The sequence below is a fragment of the Saccharothrix sp. CB00851 genome, assembly GCF_001905065.1.
Classification (GTDB): Bacteria; Actinomycetota; Actinomycetes; order Mycobacteriales; family Pseudonocardiaceae; genus Actinosynnema.
In genome coordinates, this window is the sequence record NZ_LWLC01000034.1 from 105,670 (window position 1) to 119,381 (window position 13,712).

Annotated in this window: 12 protein-coding genes and 1 riboswitch; of the genes, 10 read left to right on the plus strand and 2 right to left on the minus strand. The window is 70.5% G+C overall.

Annotated elements, in window-relative coordinates:
• The first annotated feature begins 3 nt into the window (after positions 1 to 3).
• Positions 4 to 462, plus strand: coding sequence for an Lrp/AsnC family transcriptional regulator (locus A6A25_RS29270; RefSeq protein ID WP_073895631.1), 459 nt, complete (start codon positions 4 to 6; stop codon positions 460 to 462).
• A gap of 10 nt (positions 463 to 472) precedes the next feature.
• Here the strand turns inward: A6A25_RS29270 and A6A25_RS29275 are convergent, their stop codons facing one another.
• On the minus strand, positions 473 to 1,717 hold the full coding sequence (locus A6A25_RS29275) for a hypothetical protein (protein WP_073895633.1): 1,245 nt from the start codon (positions 1,715 to 1,717) through the stop codon (positions 473 to 475).
• Positions 1,718 to 1,748: 31 nt separating this feature from the next.
• A complete protein-coding gene (locus A6A25_RS29280) occupies positions 1,749 to 3,320 on the minus strand; it encodes a dolichyl-phosphate-mannose--protein mannosyltransferase (RefSeq protein ID WP_073895635.1) in 1,572 nt (523 codons plus the stop codon).
• 24 nt (positions 3,321 to 3,344) lie between these two features.
• Here A6A25_RS29280 and rsmI point away from each other — a divergent pair, with 24 nt between their 5' ends.
• The 9 genes from rsmI (at position 3,345) to A6A25_RS29325 (ending at position 13,671) form a co-directional block, all read left to right on the plus strand.
• A complete protein-coding gene (rsmI, locus tag A6A25_RS29285) occupies positions 3,345 to 4,190 on the plus strand; it encodes a 16S rRNA (cytidine(1402)-2'-O)-methyltransferase (protein WP_073895637.1) in 846 nt (281 codons plus the stop codon).
• Between the two features lie 87 nt (positions 4,191 to 4,277).
• Positions 4,278 to 6,068, plus strand: coding sequence for a methionine--tRNA ligase (gene metG, locus A6A25_RS29290; protein ID WP_073895639.1), 1,791 nt, complete (start codon positions 4,278 to 4,280; stop codon positions 6,066 to 6,068).
• Between the two features lie 4 nt (positions 6,069 to 6,072).
• Positions 6,073 to 6,909, plus strand: a complete 837-nt coding sequence (locus A6A25_RS29295; RefSeq protein ID WP_073895641.1) for a TatD family hydrolase — start codon at positions 6,073 to 6,075, stop codon at positions 6,907 to 6,909.
• A 280-nt stretch (positions 6,910 to 7,189) separates the two neighbouring features.
• Positions 7,190 to 8,620, plus strand: a complete 1,431-nt coding sequence (locus tag A6A25_RS29300) for a resuscitation-promoting factor (RefSeq protein WP_073895643.1) — start codon at positions 7,190 to 7,192, stop codon at positions 8,618 to 8,620.
• A 167-nt stretch (positions 8,621 to 8,787) separates the two neighbouring features.
• Positions 8,788 to 9,666: a 16S rRNA (adenine(1518)-N(6)/adenine(1519)-N(6))-dimethyltransferase RsmA gene (rsmA, locus tag A6A25_RS29305; RefSeq protein ID WP_073896155.1), complete on the plus strand. Its 879-nt coding sequence runs from the start codon at positions 8,788 to 8,790 to the stop codon at positions 9,664 to 9,666.
• Between the two features lie 86 nt (positions 9,667 to 9,752).
• Positions 9,753 to 9,845: riboswitch (SAM riboswitch) on the plus strand.
• 203 nt (positions 9,846 to 10,048) lie between these two features.
• The gene (locus A6A25_RS29310) at positions 10,049 to 11,059 is read left to right on the plus strand and encodes a methionine ABC transporter ATP-binding protein (RefSeq protein ID WP_073895645.1); all 1,011 of its coding nucleotides are present in this window, start codon (positions 10,049 to 10,051) and stop codon (positions 11,057 to 11,059) included.
• Positions 11,056 to 11,739: a methionine ABC transporter permease gene (locus tag A6A25_RS29315; RefSeq protein ID WP_073895647.1), complete on the plus strand. Its 684-nt coding sequence runs from the start codon at positions 11,056 to 11,058 to the stop codon at positions 11,737 to 11,739. The genes A6A25_RS29310 and A6A25_RS29315 overlap by 4 nt, the downstream gene beginning before the upstream one ends.
• A gap of 28 nt (positions 11,740 to 11,767) precedes the next feature.
• Positions 11,768 to 12,574, plus strand: coding sequence for a MetQ/NlpA family ABC transporter substrate-binding protein (locus tag A6A25_RS29320; RefSeq protein ID WP_073895649.1), 807 nt, complete (start codon positions 11,768 to 11,770; stop codon positions 12,572 to 12,574).
• A gap of 131 nt (positions 12,575 to 12,705) precedes the next feature.
• A complete protein-coding gene (locus A6A25_RS29325) occupies positions 12,706 to 13,671 on the plus strand; it encodes a 4-(cytidine 5'-diphospho)-2-C-methyl-D-erythritol kinase (protein WP_073895651.1) in 966 nt (321 codons plus the stop codon).
• The last annotated feature ends 41 nt before the right edge of the window (positions 13,672 to 13,712 follow it).

Below are 13,712 nucleotides of genomic sequence, written 5' to 3' on the forward strand. Positions count from 1 at the left end.
GACGTGGACGAACTTGATTCGGCGATCGTCAGGGATCTGCAACTGGATGCGCGGCTGACCAACCGCGAGCTGGCCAGGCGTCTCGGCATCGCCCCTTCGACGTGCCTGGAACGCGTGCGCGCGCTCCGCGACCGTGGCGTCATCAAGGGCTACCACGCGGACGTGGACCTGAGCGCGCTCAACCGCCCCGTGCAGGCCTTCGTCGCCGCCCGCCTGCGCCCGATGAGCCGAGCGGTGATCGACAACTTCAAGGCCGCGATCGGCGCCCTGCCCGAGGTGACCGCGATGTACGTCGTGGCGGGCGACGACGACTTCCTCATCCACCTGGCCGTGCCGGACCTGGAACACCTGCACGCGTTCCTCATCGACCGCCTGAGCGAACGCCGCGAAGTCATCAGCTTCCGCAGCTCGGTGATCTACGAGAGCATCCGCAACCCCGTGCTCACCGAGCTGCCGGGCTGACCACGCGTGCTCAGGGCGCCAGGCGCCGGAAAGCGACCGCGAACGGCGCCAAGCGCGTCGACTCCAGCGCCAGTTCCCGCAGGAAGACCAGGTGCGGTCGACGGCTGGTGACCAAGCGCGCGCTCCACTGCTGGCGCGACCGGGAGACCTGGCTCGTCGTCTCGACCGACGCCAGCGGCACGGCGAACCTCAGCGTGACCTCCTGGCTGCCCTTCTCTCCCAAGCCCAGTTCCCGCTCCACCTCGCGCACCACCGCGCGCAGCTCCTCCTGGGCGGTGGCCACCCCGTGCAGGTCGCTCTCGTCGCGCAGGCTCCGCTCGACGTCGCGCAGCCACTTGCGGAACCCGACCACCTTCGGGTTGCGCCGCACCTCCGCGGCCACCCGGAGCAGCTCGCCGCGGGACGACGACTGGCCGATGACGAACGAGGCGATGAGCGGGAAGTCCGTCGACAGCGCGGTGGCCGCGCCGAACTCCCGGTCGATCCGCTTGCGCAGCACCCGCCGCAGCTTCCCGGCTTCCTCCAGGACGAAGTCGCTGAACCGCGCCCGCGGGTGGTCGAGCTGACCGCGGATCAGCTCGGAGCGCCACGAGTGCGGCATGTACGACATGCTCACCAGGTGTGCCAGGTCCTGGTAGTAGAAGCCGCGGAACGCGAAGAACGCGAAGTTGCGCACCGGCTCCGGGTACTGGTCGAGGGTGGCCGCGAGGTGCCGCAACCGCTCCTGCCCGGCCTCCGCCGCCTCGGTCAGCCCGCCGCCCGGCTTGCCCATGGCGGGCGCGGTCAGGCTGATGAACTGCTCCGTGCTCTGGTACAGCGGCGGCAGCACGTCGAGGTCCCGCGCGGTGGGGAGGAACCCGAGGTGGCGCACCAGGTCACCGGCCCGCAGTGACCGGGAGGTCTTCTCGGCGCTCGACGCGATCAGCACGTCGTGGAACTCGTGCCCGAGCCGCTCCAGGACCGACGTGTCCTGGAAGAACGAGCCGGACGCGTCGCTGACCGCGCCCAGCTCCGGCCACGCGTAGTACTCCCGGCTGGACGCGTCGACCGCGAAGCGGTCCAGCAGCACGACCGCTTCGAGCACGTCCATCAGCGAGCGCAGGTCCACCCCGGACGGCAGCTCACCCGGTCGCGGCGGATCCCACTCGAACGCGTGACGCGCGCCGAAGATCGTCGTGTTGTCGAGGAGGACCACCCCCTCGAACGGGTTCGCCACGCCGTCATCGGCACGGACCCGCCGCCGGAACCCGAACACCCCGCCTCCGAGCACGCGCCGCCGTCGGACCTCAGTTCCAGGAGGGGAGCCACTTCTGGGCGTCCCACAGCTCCGGGGTGATCGGTATGCCGTTGAGGATCGGCCAGAGCCACACGAAGTTGGCCACGACCAGGCCCACGTACAGGGCCACGGCGAGCAGACCGGTGCCCCGGCGCTCCTTGCCGTCGGTCCGCTTGCCCAGGACCTCGCCCAGCGCCAGCGCGATGCCCAGCACCAGGAACGGCGCCATCGGCATCGCGTAGAAGTAGTACATCTGCCGGTCGACGTTGATGAACCACGGCAGGTAGCCCGCGCCGTACCCGACCAGCACCGCCGCGTACCGCCAGTCCAGCTTGGCGATCGCCTGCCACATCGCCCACGCCAGCATCGGGAACGCCAGCCACCACATCGCCGGCGTGCCGATCAGCATGATCGCGCCCACGCAGGTCGGCCCGCCGCAGCCCTGCACGGCGCCCTCGAAGTAGTACAGCATCGGCCGCAGGCCCATCGGCCACGTCCACGGCTTCGACTCCCAGGGGTGCGGGCTCCCCTCCGGCGTCACCAGCTTGGTGTGGAACTCCAGCACGTTGCCGCTGTAGAACCAGAGCGCCCGCAGCGGCGCCGGGATCCAGCCCTCCTCGGGGATCTTGGTGCCCGCGATGTGCCGGTCGATGGCCGTCTCCGACGCGAACCACGCCCACCACGTCGCCAGGTACGCCAGCAGCGGGACCACCAGCAGCCCGAACAGCGACGGCAGCAGGTCCCTGACGAACGCGCCGGCCCACGGCCGCTCCACGCCCGCCGCACGCCGTGCCAGCGCGCTCCACACCACCGACAGCACGCCGAAGAACGCGATGTACCACACGCCGGACCACTTCACGCCGCACGCGAGCCCCAGCGCGATCCCGGCCGCGAACCGCCACCAGCGGAAACCCAGCCACGGCCCGTACGGCGAGGTCGTCACCCAGCCCTCGCGCGTGGCTTCCGCCAACCGCTTGCGAACCTGGTCCCGGTCCACCACCAGGCACGCGAACGCCACCACCACGAAGAACGTCAGGAACGCGTCCAGCATCCCCATCCGCGACTGCACGTGGCTCAGGCCGTCGGCGATCAGCAGCACGCCCGCGATCGCGCCGATCAGGTCCGACCGCGTCATCCGCCGCGCGATCCGCACCACCAGCAGGATCGTCAACGTGCCCACGGCCGCCGACGCGAACCGCCAGCCCACGCCGTCGTAGCCGAACAGCCACTCGCCGATCGCGATGAGCTGCTTGCCCAGCGGCGGGTGGACGATCAGCTCGTAGCCGGGGTTGTCCTCGTACCCGCCGTTGCGCAGCACCTGCGCGCCCTGCGGCACGTAGTGCTTCTCGTCGAAGATCGGGGTGCCCTTGTCGGTCGGGAACCCGAGGTTCCAGAACCGCACCACACCGCCGATCAACGCCACGGCCAACGTGACGAGCCAGCCCTTCAGGGCGTCGCTCATCGGGCCGGGTTCGAGCAGGCGGGCCCGCTGTTCGCGGTCGTTGCCCGGTGGCGGGCTCGTCGGCGGTACCTCGCCGGCGTCGACCACATCGTCTGCGGACTGCGGTGCGATCAGGCTCACGCGCCCGATCGTAGGGTGAGAGGCGTGAGACCTGTATCTGGATCAGGCCGTTTGGTGCTGGCGGCTACTCCGCTCGGCGACGTCCGGGACGCTTCACCGCGCCTGGTCGAGGCGCTGGGCACGGCCGAGGTGATCGCGGCCGAGGACACCAGACGGCTCCGCTCGCTCGCTTCGGCCCTCGATGTCACCCCTTCGGGGCGGGTGGTCAGCTTCTACGACCAGGTCGAGACGGCCCGGCTGCCCGGCCTGCTGGAGGCGCTGCGGGACGGGCAGACGGTGCTGCTGGTGACCGACGCCGGCATGCCGAGCGTGTCCGATCCCGGCTACCGCCTCGTGGACGCGTGCGTGGCGGAGGACATCCGGGTCACGTGCCTGCCCGGCCCGTCGGCGGTGACGACCGCGTTGGCCGTGTCGGGCCTGCCGTCGGACCGGTTCTGCTTCGACGGCTTCCCGCCGCGCAAGCAGGGTGAACGCCGGCGGTGGTTCGCCGCGCTGCTGGCCGAGCCCCGGACGTGCGTCTTCTTCGAATCACCCCATCGGCTGGCGGACACCCTCGCCGACGCCGTGCACGTCCTGGGCGCGGACCGTCGTGCGGCGGTGTGCCGTGAGCTGACGAAGACGTATGAGGAGGTCAAGCGGGGTGGTCTCGGCGAGTTGGCCGAGTGGGCGGCGGACGGCGTGCGGGGCGAGATCACCGTCGTCCTGGCACCCGCCGAGGCCCGCGAGGCCCCGCCGATGGAGGCGCTGGTCGCCGAGGTGAAGCAACGCGTGGCCGCCGGCGAGCGGATGAAGACGGCGGCGGCGGAGGTCGCCGAGGCGGCGGGGGTGAGCAAGAAGGCCCTCTACGACGCCGCGATCAGCAAGAGCTGAGACGGGCGGACGGCCTGCCGCGCACGGCCCTTCGCGGACTGCCCAACCCGCGGAAAAGTGCTGGAAGGGCCTCCGTAGGCTTGGCCCATGAGTGCCTCCGTGCTGACCGCGGTGGCGTGGCCCTACGCCAACGGCCCCCGCCACATCGGTCACGTCTCCGGTTTCGGTGTCCCCTCCGACGTGTTCTCCCGCTACATGCGCATGTCGGGCAACCGGGTGCTGATGGTCTCCGGCTCGGACGAGCACGGCACGCCCATCTCGGTGCAGGCCGAGAAGGAGGGCATGTCCACCCGCGAACTGGTGGACAAGTACCACCGCGTCATCGCGAACGACCTGCACGGCCTGGGCCTGTCCTACGACCTGTTCACCCGCACCACCACCGGCAACCACTACAAGGTGGTGCAGGAGCTCTTCCTCGCCCTCTGGCGCAACGGCTACGTCATCCCCAAGACCGAGATGGGCGCGATCAGCCCCTCCACCGGCCGCACGCTGCCCGACCGCTACATCGAGGGCACCTGCCCGATCTGCGGCTACGACGGCGCCCGCGGCGACCAGTGCGACAACTGCGGCAACCAGCTCGACCCCGTCGACCTGAAGAACCCGCGCTCCCGCATCAACGGCGAGGTGCCGAAGTTCGTCGAGACCGAGCACCTGTTCCTGGACCTGCCGCAGTTCATCGACGCGCTCGGCGGCTGGCTGCAGACGCGCACCGAGTGGCGCCCGAACGTGCTCAAGTTCAGCCAGAACCTCATCGACGACCTGCGCCCGCGCGCCATCACCCGCGACCTGGACTGGGGCATCCCGATCCCGCTCGACGGCTGGCGCGAGCAGCCGATGAAGCGCTTCTACGTGTGGTTCGACGCGGTGATCGGCTACCTCAGCGCGTCCGTCGAGTGGGCCCGCCGCAGCGGGGACGACGACGCCTGGAAGGAGTTCTGGACCGGTGACGCCCAGGGCTACTACTTCATGGGCAAGGACAACATCGTCTTCCACTCGCTGATCTGGCCGTCCCTCCTGCTCGGTCAGAACGGCCAGGGCGCGAAGGGCGGCGAGCCGGGCGCGTTCGGCACGCTGAACCTGCCCACCGAGGTGGTCAGCTCCGAGTTCCTGACCATGAGCGGCTCGAAGTTCTCCACCTCGCGCGGTACCGTGATCTACGTCACGGACTTCCTGGAGCAGTTCGGGCCCGACGCCCTGCGCTACTTCATCTCGGTGGCCGGTCCGGAGAACCAGGACACCGACTTCACCTGGGAGGAGTTCGTCCGCCGGACGAACTTCGAGCTGGCCAACGAGTGGGGCAACCTGGTCAACCGGTCGATCTCGATGGCGCACAAGAACGTGGGCGCCGTGCCGAAGCCGACCAGCCCCACCCAGGCCGACCACGAGCTGCTGGAGCTGTCCCGCAAGGCGTTCGACGTGGTGGGCGCGAACCTGCGCCGCTCCCGGTTCAAGCAGGCCTCCAGCGAGGCGATGAAGGTGGTCGGCGCGGCCAACCGCTACCTGTCCGACCAGGAGCCGTGGAAGCTCAAGGACGACCCCGAGCGCCGCGACACCGTGCTGCACACCGCGTTGCAGGTCGTGCAGGACGCCAACGCCCTGCTGACGCCGTTCCTGCCGCACTCGGCGCAGAAGGTGCACGAGGCGCTGGGCGGCACGGGCGTGTGGGCCGCGCAGCCGCAGCTGACCGACGTGGCCGACCTCGACGTGCCCGACCGCGAGTACCCGGTGCTGACCGGCGACTACGCGGCCGAGCAGGCGACCTGGGCGTCCACGCCGATCGAGGTGGGCAGGCCGCTGGCCAAGCCGGCGCCGCTGTTCGCGAAGCTGGACCCCGAACTGGGTGAGACCGGCCCCGAGTGGGCCCCGATCGTCAAGTGACGAAGTGACGAAACGCCGCGGCGAACGGCCACCGGTCCCGGAACCCCTTCCGGCGCCGGTGGTCGACGCCCACACCCACCTGGACGCGTGCGGCGCGACGACACCCGACCAGGTCCGCGAGGTGGTCGACCGGGCCGTCGGGGCGGGCGTGGACCGCGTGATCACCGTGGCCGACGACCTCGACGCCGCCCGCTGGGCCGCCGAAGCCGCGACGTGGGACGAGCGGGTGTTCGCCGCCGTCGCCCTGCACCCGACCCGCACGTCGACGTTCGGCGAGGTCGAGCAGGCGGAGTTGAGCAGGCTCGCCGAGCAGCCCCGGGTCGTCGCGATCGGCGAGACGGGCCTGGACTACTACTGGGACTACGCGCCGAAAAGCGCCCAGCACGAGGCGTTCCGCTGGCACATCGACCTGGCCAAGAAGGTCGACAAGCCGCTGATGATCCACGACCGGGACGCGCACGACGACATCCTGAAGGTGCTCGACGCCGAGGGTGCGCCGTCCACAGTGGTCTTCCACTGCTTCTCCGGTGACCTCTCCTTCGCGCGCGCGTGCGTGGAACGCGGGTTCGTGCTGTCCTTCGCGGGCACCACGACGTTCCGCAACGCCCACGCCCTGCGGGAAGCCGCACTGTGGGTGCCGGAGGACCACCTGCTCGTCGAGACCGACGCGCCGTTCCTCACGCCCCACCCGTACCGAGGTCGCCCGAACGAGCCTTATTGCGTCAACTACACGGTCCGTGACCTAGCGACTCTGCGTGAGACCGATCTGGCCGAGCTGGCCACGAAGATCACCCGAAACGCCGAACGGGTCTTCGGTCTTCGTGACGCGGCGGAGTCGTAATCCTCCTTACAACGAATGGCGGACAGACTTGCTCCCCTAACGGAGTGACTGAACTCACAAGGATTGCGGGGGTGTTGGCACAACCGCCCGGGACCCGTTACGGTCCCGTGACCGTGCCCCGAGTAGCAGTTCGGGGCGCACCCGCAGTCGGGGCGGGTCACGTTGACACCAGAAGCGACGAAGCCGAACACGCACAGGAGTTGCCGGAGATCACCAGCTGACCACCGACATCGAACGTGCGCGTCGCCGGACTTCGCGCCTTCAGGAGGTATGGCACCCCGTGAACTCGTTCAACGAGGACACCGACTGGTTTACGCCCGTGCAGGCACCGATCACCGGTGTCGACGTCCTGGACAGACCCGGGCCGCCGTCCGAATGGGACACCGCGGTGTTCACCATCACCCCGGACGACGTCCTGGAAGTACTGGGACCTGACGCCGACGCGCTGCTGGAGAGCGCGAACGTCGACGTCGACGAGCTGATCCGGCTGATCAACGCCGAGACCACGCTCCTACCCCCGATCATCATCCCCGACGAGGTCTCCCAGGACCGGGTCGCGGGCGCACTGGCCGCCGAGCGGCCCGACGCCCCGCCGGCCGCCCTGGTCGAAGCCGCGGGGAAGTGGAAGCGGCGTTTCCTCAAGGCCGCGGTCGCCACCGTGCTGGTGACCATCTCCGGTGGCGGTGCCACCGCGATCGCGATGGACAAGTCCGTCACGGTCGACGTCGACGGTGAAGCCAAGACCGTCCGCACCTACGAGTCCACGGTCGGCGAGATCCTCGCCGACGAGGGCATCACGATCGGCGAGCACGACGCGCTCAGCCCGTCACCCCAGGCGAAGGTCGGCGACGGCGGGAAGATCTCGCTGGACCGCGGCCGGCTGGTGAAGATGACGGTCGACGGCGAGCAGCGCGAGGGCTGGGTCCGCTCGGTCACCGTGGACGAGGCGCTGGACCAGATGCAGGTCAACGACGAGGGCGCGTGGCTCTCGCACGACCGCGGCATGGACGTGCCCCTCAGCGGCCTCTCGCTCGAGGTCAAGAGCCTCAAGACCATCACGCTCTACGACGGCGGCAACGCGCCCCGGCAGCTGCAGACCACGGCCGTGACCGTCGAGGAGCTGCTGAAGAACGAGAACCTCACGCTCGGCCCGGACGACAAGCTCGAAACGGCGATGGACCTGCGCGTCACCAACGGCGCCGAGGTCCACATCACGCGCACCGGCGTGTCGGTGATCAACGCGACGGAGGCCATCCAGCCGCCCGTCGAGGAGGTCAAGGACGACACGATGATGAAGGGCCAGAAAGAGGTCCTGGACCCGGGCGAGGCCGGCGAGCAGATCGTCACCTACCGCGTCACCGTGAAGAACGGCGCCGAGGTCGGCCGCGAGAAGCTGGGCGCGAAGGTCACCAAGGAGCCGAAGCCCAAGAAGGTCAAGGTCGGCACCAAGCTCCCGCCGGACGGCGAGATCTGGGACCGGCTGGCCTACTGCGAGGCGACCGGCAACTGGGCCATCAACACCGGCAACGGCTACTACGGCGGCCTGCAGTTCAACAAGGGCACGTGGGACGCCTACGGCGGTGGCCAGTACGCCGCGTACCCGCACCAGGCGACCCGCGAGCAGCAGATCGCGGTGGCGACGAAGCTGCGCGACGCGCGCGGCGGCTACTCGGCCTGGCCCCACTGCCAGCAGAAGCTGGGCCTCCCCTAGATTGCCGCTGCTCCGCAGACGGCGGGCTCGGTCGCCTGGAAGTCGATCGTTCGCGCCTGATTTTCCGACGATCGAAAAGCGTGATCGCCGGAAAATGAGTCGCGAACGATCGACGCGACCTCGCGTGGTGGTCCAGGGGCGTGCGTGACGTGGTGGAGAATGCACGGGTGACTGAGGATTCGACGTCGGCCGGTTCGGGGAGCCACCTCCTCGGGCCGGCCGACGTGCGTCGGCTGGCCGCCGAGCTGGACATCCGCCCCACCAAGAAGCTGGGGCAGAACTTCGTGCACGACCCCAACACGGTGCGGCGCATCGTGTCGGCCGCCGACCTGCGCCCGGACGACGTGGTCCTCGAAGTGGGCCCCGGCCTGGGTTCGCTGACGTTGGCGTTGCTGCCTTCCTGCCGCGCGCTGGTGGCCGTGGAGATCGACGGGGTGCTCGCCGACCGCCTCCCCGTCACGGTGGCCGAGCGCGCGCCCGACCTCGCCGACCGGCTGACCGTCGTGCACGAGGACGCGATGCGCGTCACACCCGACCAGCTCCCGACCGCCCCGACCGCCCTGGTCGCGAACCTGCCTTACAACGTGGCCGTGCCCGTCGTGCTGCACCTGCTGGCCGTGCTGCCGTCGTTGCGCACCGGCCTGGTGATGGTGCAGTCCGAAGTCGCCGACCGGATGGCCGCCGGTCCCGGCAGCAAGGTCTACGGCGTGCCCAGCGTGAAGCTCGCCTGGTACGCCGACGCCCGCCGGGCCGGCCCGGTGCCGCGCTCGGTGTTCTGGCCCGTGCCGAACGTGGACTCCGCGCTGGTCGCGTTCGAGCGCCACCCACCGCTGTCCACTGTGGACCCGAAACGGCTGTTCTCGTTGGTGGACGCCGCTTTCGCGCAGCGGCGCAAGATGCTGCGCGGCGCGCTGTCCGGCTGGGCGGGTTCGGCCGCCGAGGCCCAGCGGCTGCTCGTCGCCGCGGGCGTGGACCCGGCGGTGCGCGGCGAACAACTGGCCGTCAGTGACTTCATCCGGATAGCCGAGGCCGCGTCCCCTCGGTAGTCGATGATCTTTCGGCCGAAAGTGTGATTTGCCGGACGATCCGGTTTCAGGCTTGCGTCAGCGAGGCTCGGTCAGGTCTACTCGTGGTGCCATCCCGAGCGGCCGAGAGACCTGGCTCTACGACGCCGCAGCAACCACCCCTCCATGGGGGCAGGTGCTTCAGCCAGGATCGATGGAGGATCACGTGCCCAGGATGCGAATGCTCACCCGCCGGCGGGTCGTCGACCACGGCCGCCGCACGTCGTCAGCCTGTCGCAGCTGCCGCTAGCAGCCCTGGGCGCCTTCGAATCCTCGCGTCCTTCATTCAGGACACCTTTCTGAGCTGAGCCGTCGGTCACGCACGCCACCAGCGTGCGCGCCGCATGCTGTCGTGGAGCGAAACGTGATCACTGTCGAGAACCTCACCAAGACCTTCCCCGGGAGTACCGGGCAGGTTCGCGCGCTGGACGGCGTGAACCTGGACGTCGCCGCGGGCACCGTGCTCGGCGTCGTCGGCCCCAGCGGGGCGGGCAAGTCCACCCTGGCCCGGTGCGTCGCGCTCCTGGAGCGCCCCGACAGCGGTGCGATCCGCGTCGACGGCACCGACCTCGTCTCCCTCGACGGCACCGCCCTGCGTGCCGCCCGCCGGCAGATCGGCGTCGTGCCGCAGGGCGACTCACTGCTGCGCCAGCGCACCGCCGCGGGCAACGTCGCGCTGCCGCTGGAGGCCGCGGGCGTGGCCGGGCCGCAGCGCCGCACCCGCGTCGCCGAACTCCTCGACCTGGTCGGCCTGACCGACAAGGCCGGCTCCTACCCCGACCAGCTCTCCGGCGGCCAGCGCCAGCGGATCGCGGTCGCCCGCGCCCTGGCCGCGTCGCCGTCCGTGCTGCTGGCCGACGAGCCGACGTCCGCGCTCGACCCCGACACCACCGGCTCGGTGCTCACCGTGCTGGACCGGGCCCGCGCCGAACTGGGCGTCACCGTCCTCGTCGTCACGCACGACATGGGCGTGGTCCGCAGGATCTGCGACGACGTCGCGGTGCTGGAGGACGGCCGCGTGGTCGAGCACGGCAAGGTGCTGGACCTGGTGTCCGACGCCACCAGCCGCACGGCCTCGTCCCTGCTGCCCGCCGTGGACCAGAACCCGGCGCTGGAAGGCTCGTTCGACCGGGTCGCGGACGTCGTGCTGATCGGCTTCGCCGCCGTCGGCGCGCTGCTGCCCGAGGCGACCAGCCGGTTCGGTGTCGAGCTGAACCTGCTCGGCGGCGGCCTGACCCGGCTCGGCGAGACCCCGGTGGCGCGGTTCCGCGTCGGCCTCAAGGGTGAGCGCGCGGACTCGGCGCTGGAGTGGATCTCGGAAGCGGGCGGCTCGGTGCGACGGACCCTGTCGGGTCCGCAGGGAGTAGCTGCGTGAGGTCTGCAACACCCTGGTCCATCGTGTTCGACGACGTGCTGGTAGCCACCGGCGAGACGTTGTACATGGTGGTCGTCTCCACCCTGATCGCTGTTCTGCTCGGCGCACCCGTCGGCATCTGGCTCCAGCTCACCGCGCCCGGTGGGCTGAAGCCCCGGCCGGTGCTGCACAAGGTCCTCGGGTTCGTCGTGGACCTGGGCCGCTCCATGCCGTTCCTGGTCCTGCTGGTGGTGCTCACCTCGCTGACCAGGTTGCTGCTCGGCAGCACCATCGGACCCACGGCGGCCATCGTGCCGCTGGCCGTCGGCGCGATCCCGTTCGTCGGCAGGCTGGTCCAGAACGTGCTGGCCGAGGTGCACGTGTCGGTGGTCGAGGCCGCCGTCACCACCGGGTCGTCCACGCTGCGGATCGTGCGCAGCGTGCTGCTCCGCGAGTCGTTGCCCGCGCTGGTCAACGCCGTCGGCGTCACCGCGATCGCCCTGCTGGGCTACTCGGCGATGGCCGGCGTGGTCGGCGGCGGCGGCCTCGGCGACCTCGCCGTGCGCATGGGCTACCAGCGCTTCAACGACCGCTACCTGTGGAGCACGGTCGTCGTGCTGGCCGTCATCGCCACCCTGATCCAGTTCACCACCAACCGCGTGGCCCGCGGCGTCGACCGCCGCCGCACCGCGTCCGTCTGATCGTCTTTCTCCTCACCTAAGGAACGAAATGCGTATTCGTGCTGCCCTGCTCGCCGTGCTGCTGACCGCAGTGGGCTGCGGTAGTGGCGACACCGGGGCCGCGTCCGACCCGAACGCACCCCTTAAGGTCGGCGTGAGCCCCGTCCCGCACGCCCAGGTGCTGCGCTACGTCGCGGACAACCTGGCCGCGTCGAAGGGCCTGAAGATCGAGGTCGTGGAGTTCACCGACTACGTGCAGCCGAACGTCGCGCTGGTCGACGGGTCGCTGGACGCGAACTACTTCCAGACCGTGCCCTACCTGGACACGTTCAAGGCGGAGAGCGGCGCGCCGCTGGAGTGGATCGGCCCGGTCCACCTCGAACCGCTCGGCGTGTACTCGAAGAAGCACAAGTCGCTGGCCGACCTGCCGTCCGGCGGCCGGGTGGCCGTGGCCAACGACGCCACGAACGAAGCCCGGGGCCTGCAGCTGCTCCAGGCCAACGGGCTGATCAAGGTGATCCCGGGCAAGGAGAAGACGGCGACCATCCGTGACATCGCGGAGAACCCCCGCAACCTGGAGTTCGTCGAGCTGGAGGCCGCCCAGCTGCCGCGCTCGCTGGACGACACCGACGCGTCCGTCGTGAACGGCAACTACGCCATCGACGCGGGCCTGAAGCCGTCGACTGACGCACTGGTCCTGGAGAAGACCGAGGGCAACCCCAACGCGAACGGCCTGGTCACCAGGGTCGAGCTGAAGGACGACCAGCGCGTCAAGGACCTGCTCGCCCTCCTGCAGTCCCAGCAGGTCAAGGACTACATCAAGGAAACCTTCGCCGGCTCCGTCCTCTCCGTCTGACCCCTGTCCACCGACCCGTGACTCGCGGTAGCCGGTCCCGGGACGCGAACGGAGGCACCTGACGTGCGTTTCACCGCAGGTCAGCGGTCAGTGGCAGCGAGCTACCCGGAAACGCCCGTACGCTTCATGGCGTGCTCGCTGTCGTCCCACCCCCGGTCACCGTCCGCGTCCCGGCCAAGGTCAACCTGCACCTGGCCGTAGGCGACCTCCGCGCGGACGGGTACCACGACCTGGTGACGATCTTCCAGGCCTTGTCCCTGACCGACGAGGTGACCGTCGCCATCGCCGAGGACCCCGGTGTCGAGGTGCACGGTGAGGGCGCCGACTCGGTGCCCACCGGCGCGTCCAACCTGGCCTGGCGGGCGGTGCGGGCGTTGGCCCAGCACGTCGGCCGCGACCCGGACGACCCGAAGGTCCGCGTCGTCATCCGCAAGTCCATCCCGGTCGCCGGTGGCATGGCGGGTGGCAGCGCGGACGCGGCGGCGACGCTGGTCGGCCTGGCCTCGCTGTGGCGGCTGGAGATCAGCCGGGACGAGCTGGCCGGCATCGCGGGCAAGATCGGCGCGGACGTGCCGTTCGCCATCTACGGCGGCACGGCGCTCGGCACCGACCGGGGTGACCGGATCGTGCCCGTGCTGTCCCGCCACACGTTCCACTGGGTGCTCGCGTTCGACCGGCGCGGTCTGTCCACGCCCGAGGTGTTCGACGAGCTCGACCGGCTGCGCGCGGACGGCGACCCGCCCCGTGTCGGTGAGGCCGAAGCCGTGCTCGAAGGCCTGGCCTCGGGCGACCCGCGCCAGCTCGCGCTGCTCCTCGGCAACGACCTGCAGGCCGCCGCCGTCTCGCTGCGCCCCAACCTGCGCCGCACGCTGCGCGCGGGCGTGAACGCGGGCGCGTTGGCCGGCATGGTGTCCGGCTCGGGTCCGACCTGCGCGTTCCTCTGCACGGACGGCGACTCGGCGGTGCGCGTCGCCGCCGAACTGGCGGGCGCGGGCGTCTGCCGGACGGTGCGCGTGGCGCAAGGCCCGGTGCACGGGGCGCGCGTCATCGGCACCGAGGAAGCACCCCGCCCGATCCCGCCCGAGGTGCACGCCTGACCTGCTCGCCGCTCTGCCGTGCGGGCCGGGTGTCGTCGCCG

Bases quoted from the DNA above. Each gene is read 5' to 3' on its own strand.
- metG (WP_073895639.1), top strand. From the start codon at position 4,278: ATGAGTGCCTCCGTGCTGACCGCGGTGGCGTGGCCCTACGCCAACGGC.
- A6A25_RS29320 (WP_073895649.1), top strand. From the start codon at position 11,768: ATGCGTATTCGTGCTGCCCTGCTCGCCGTGCTGCTGACCGCAGTGGGC.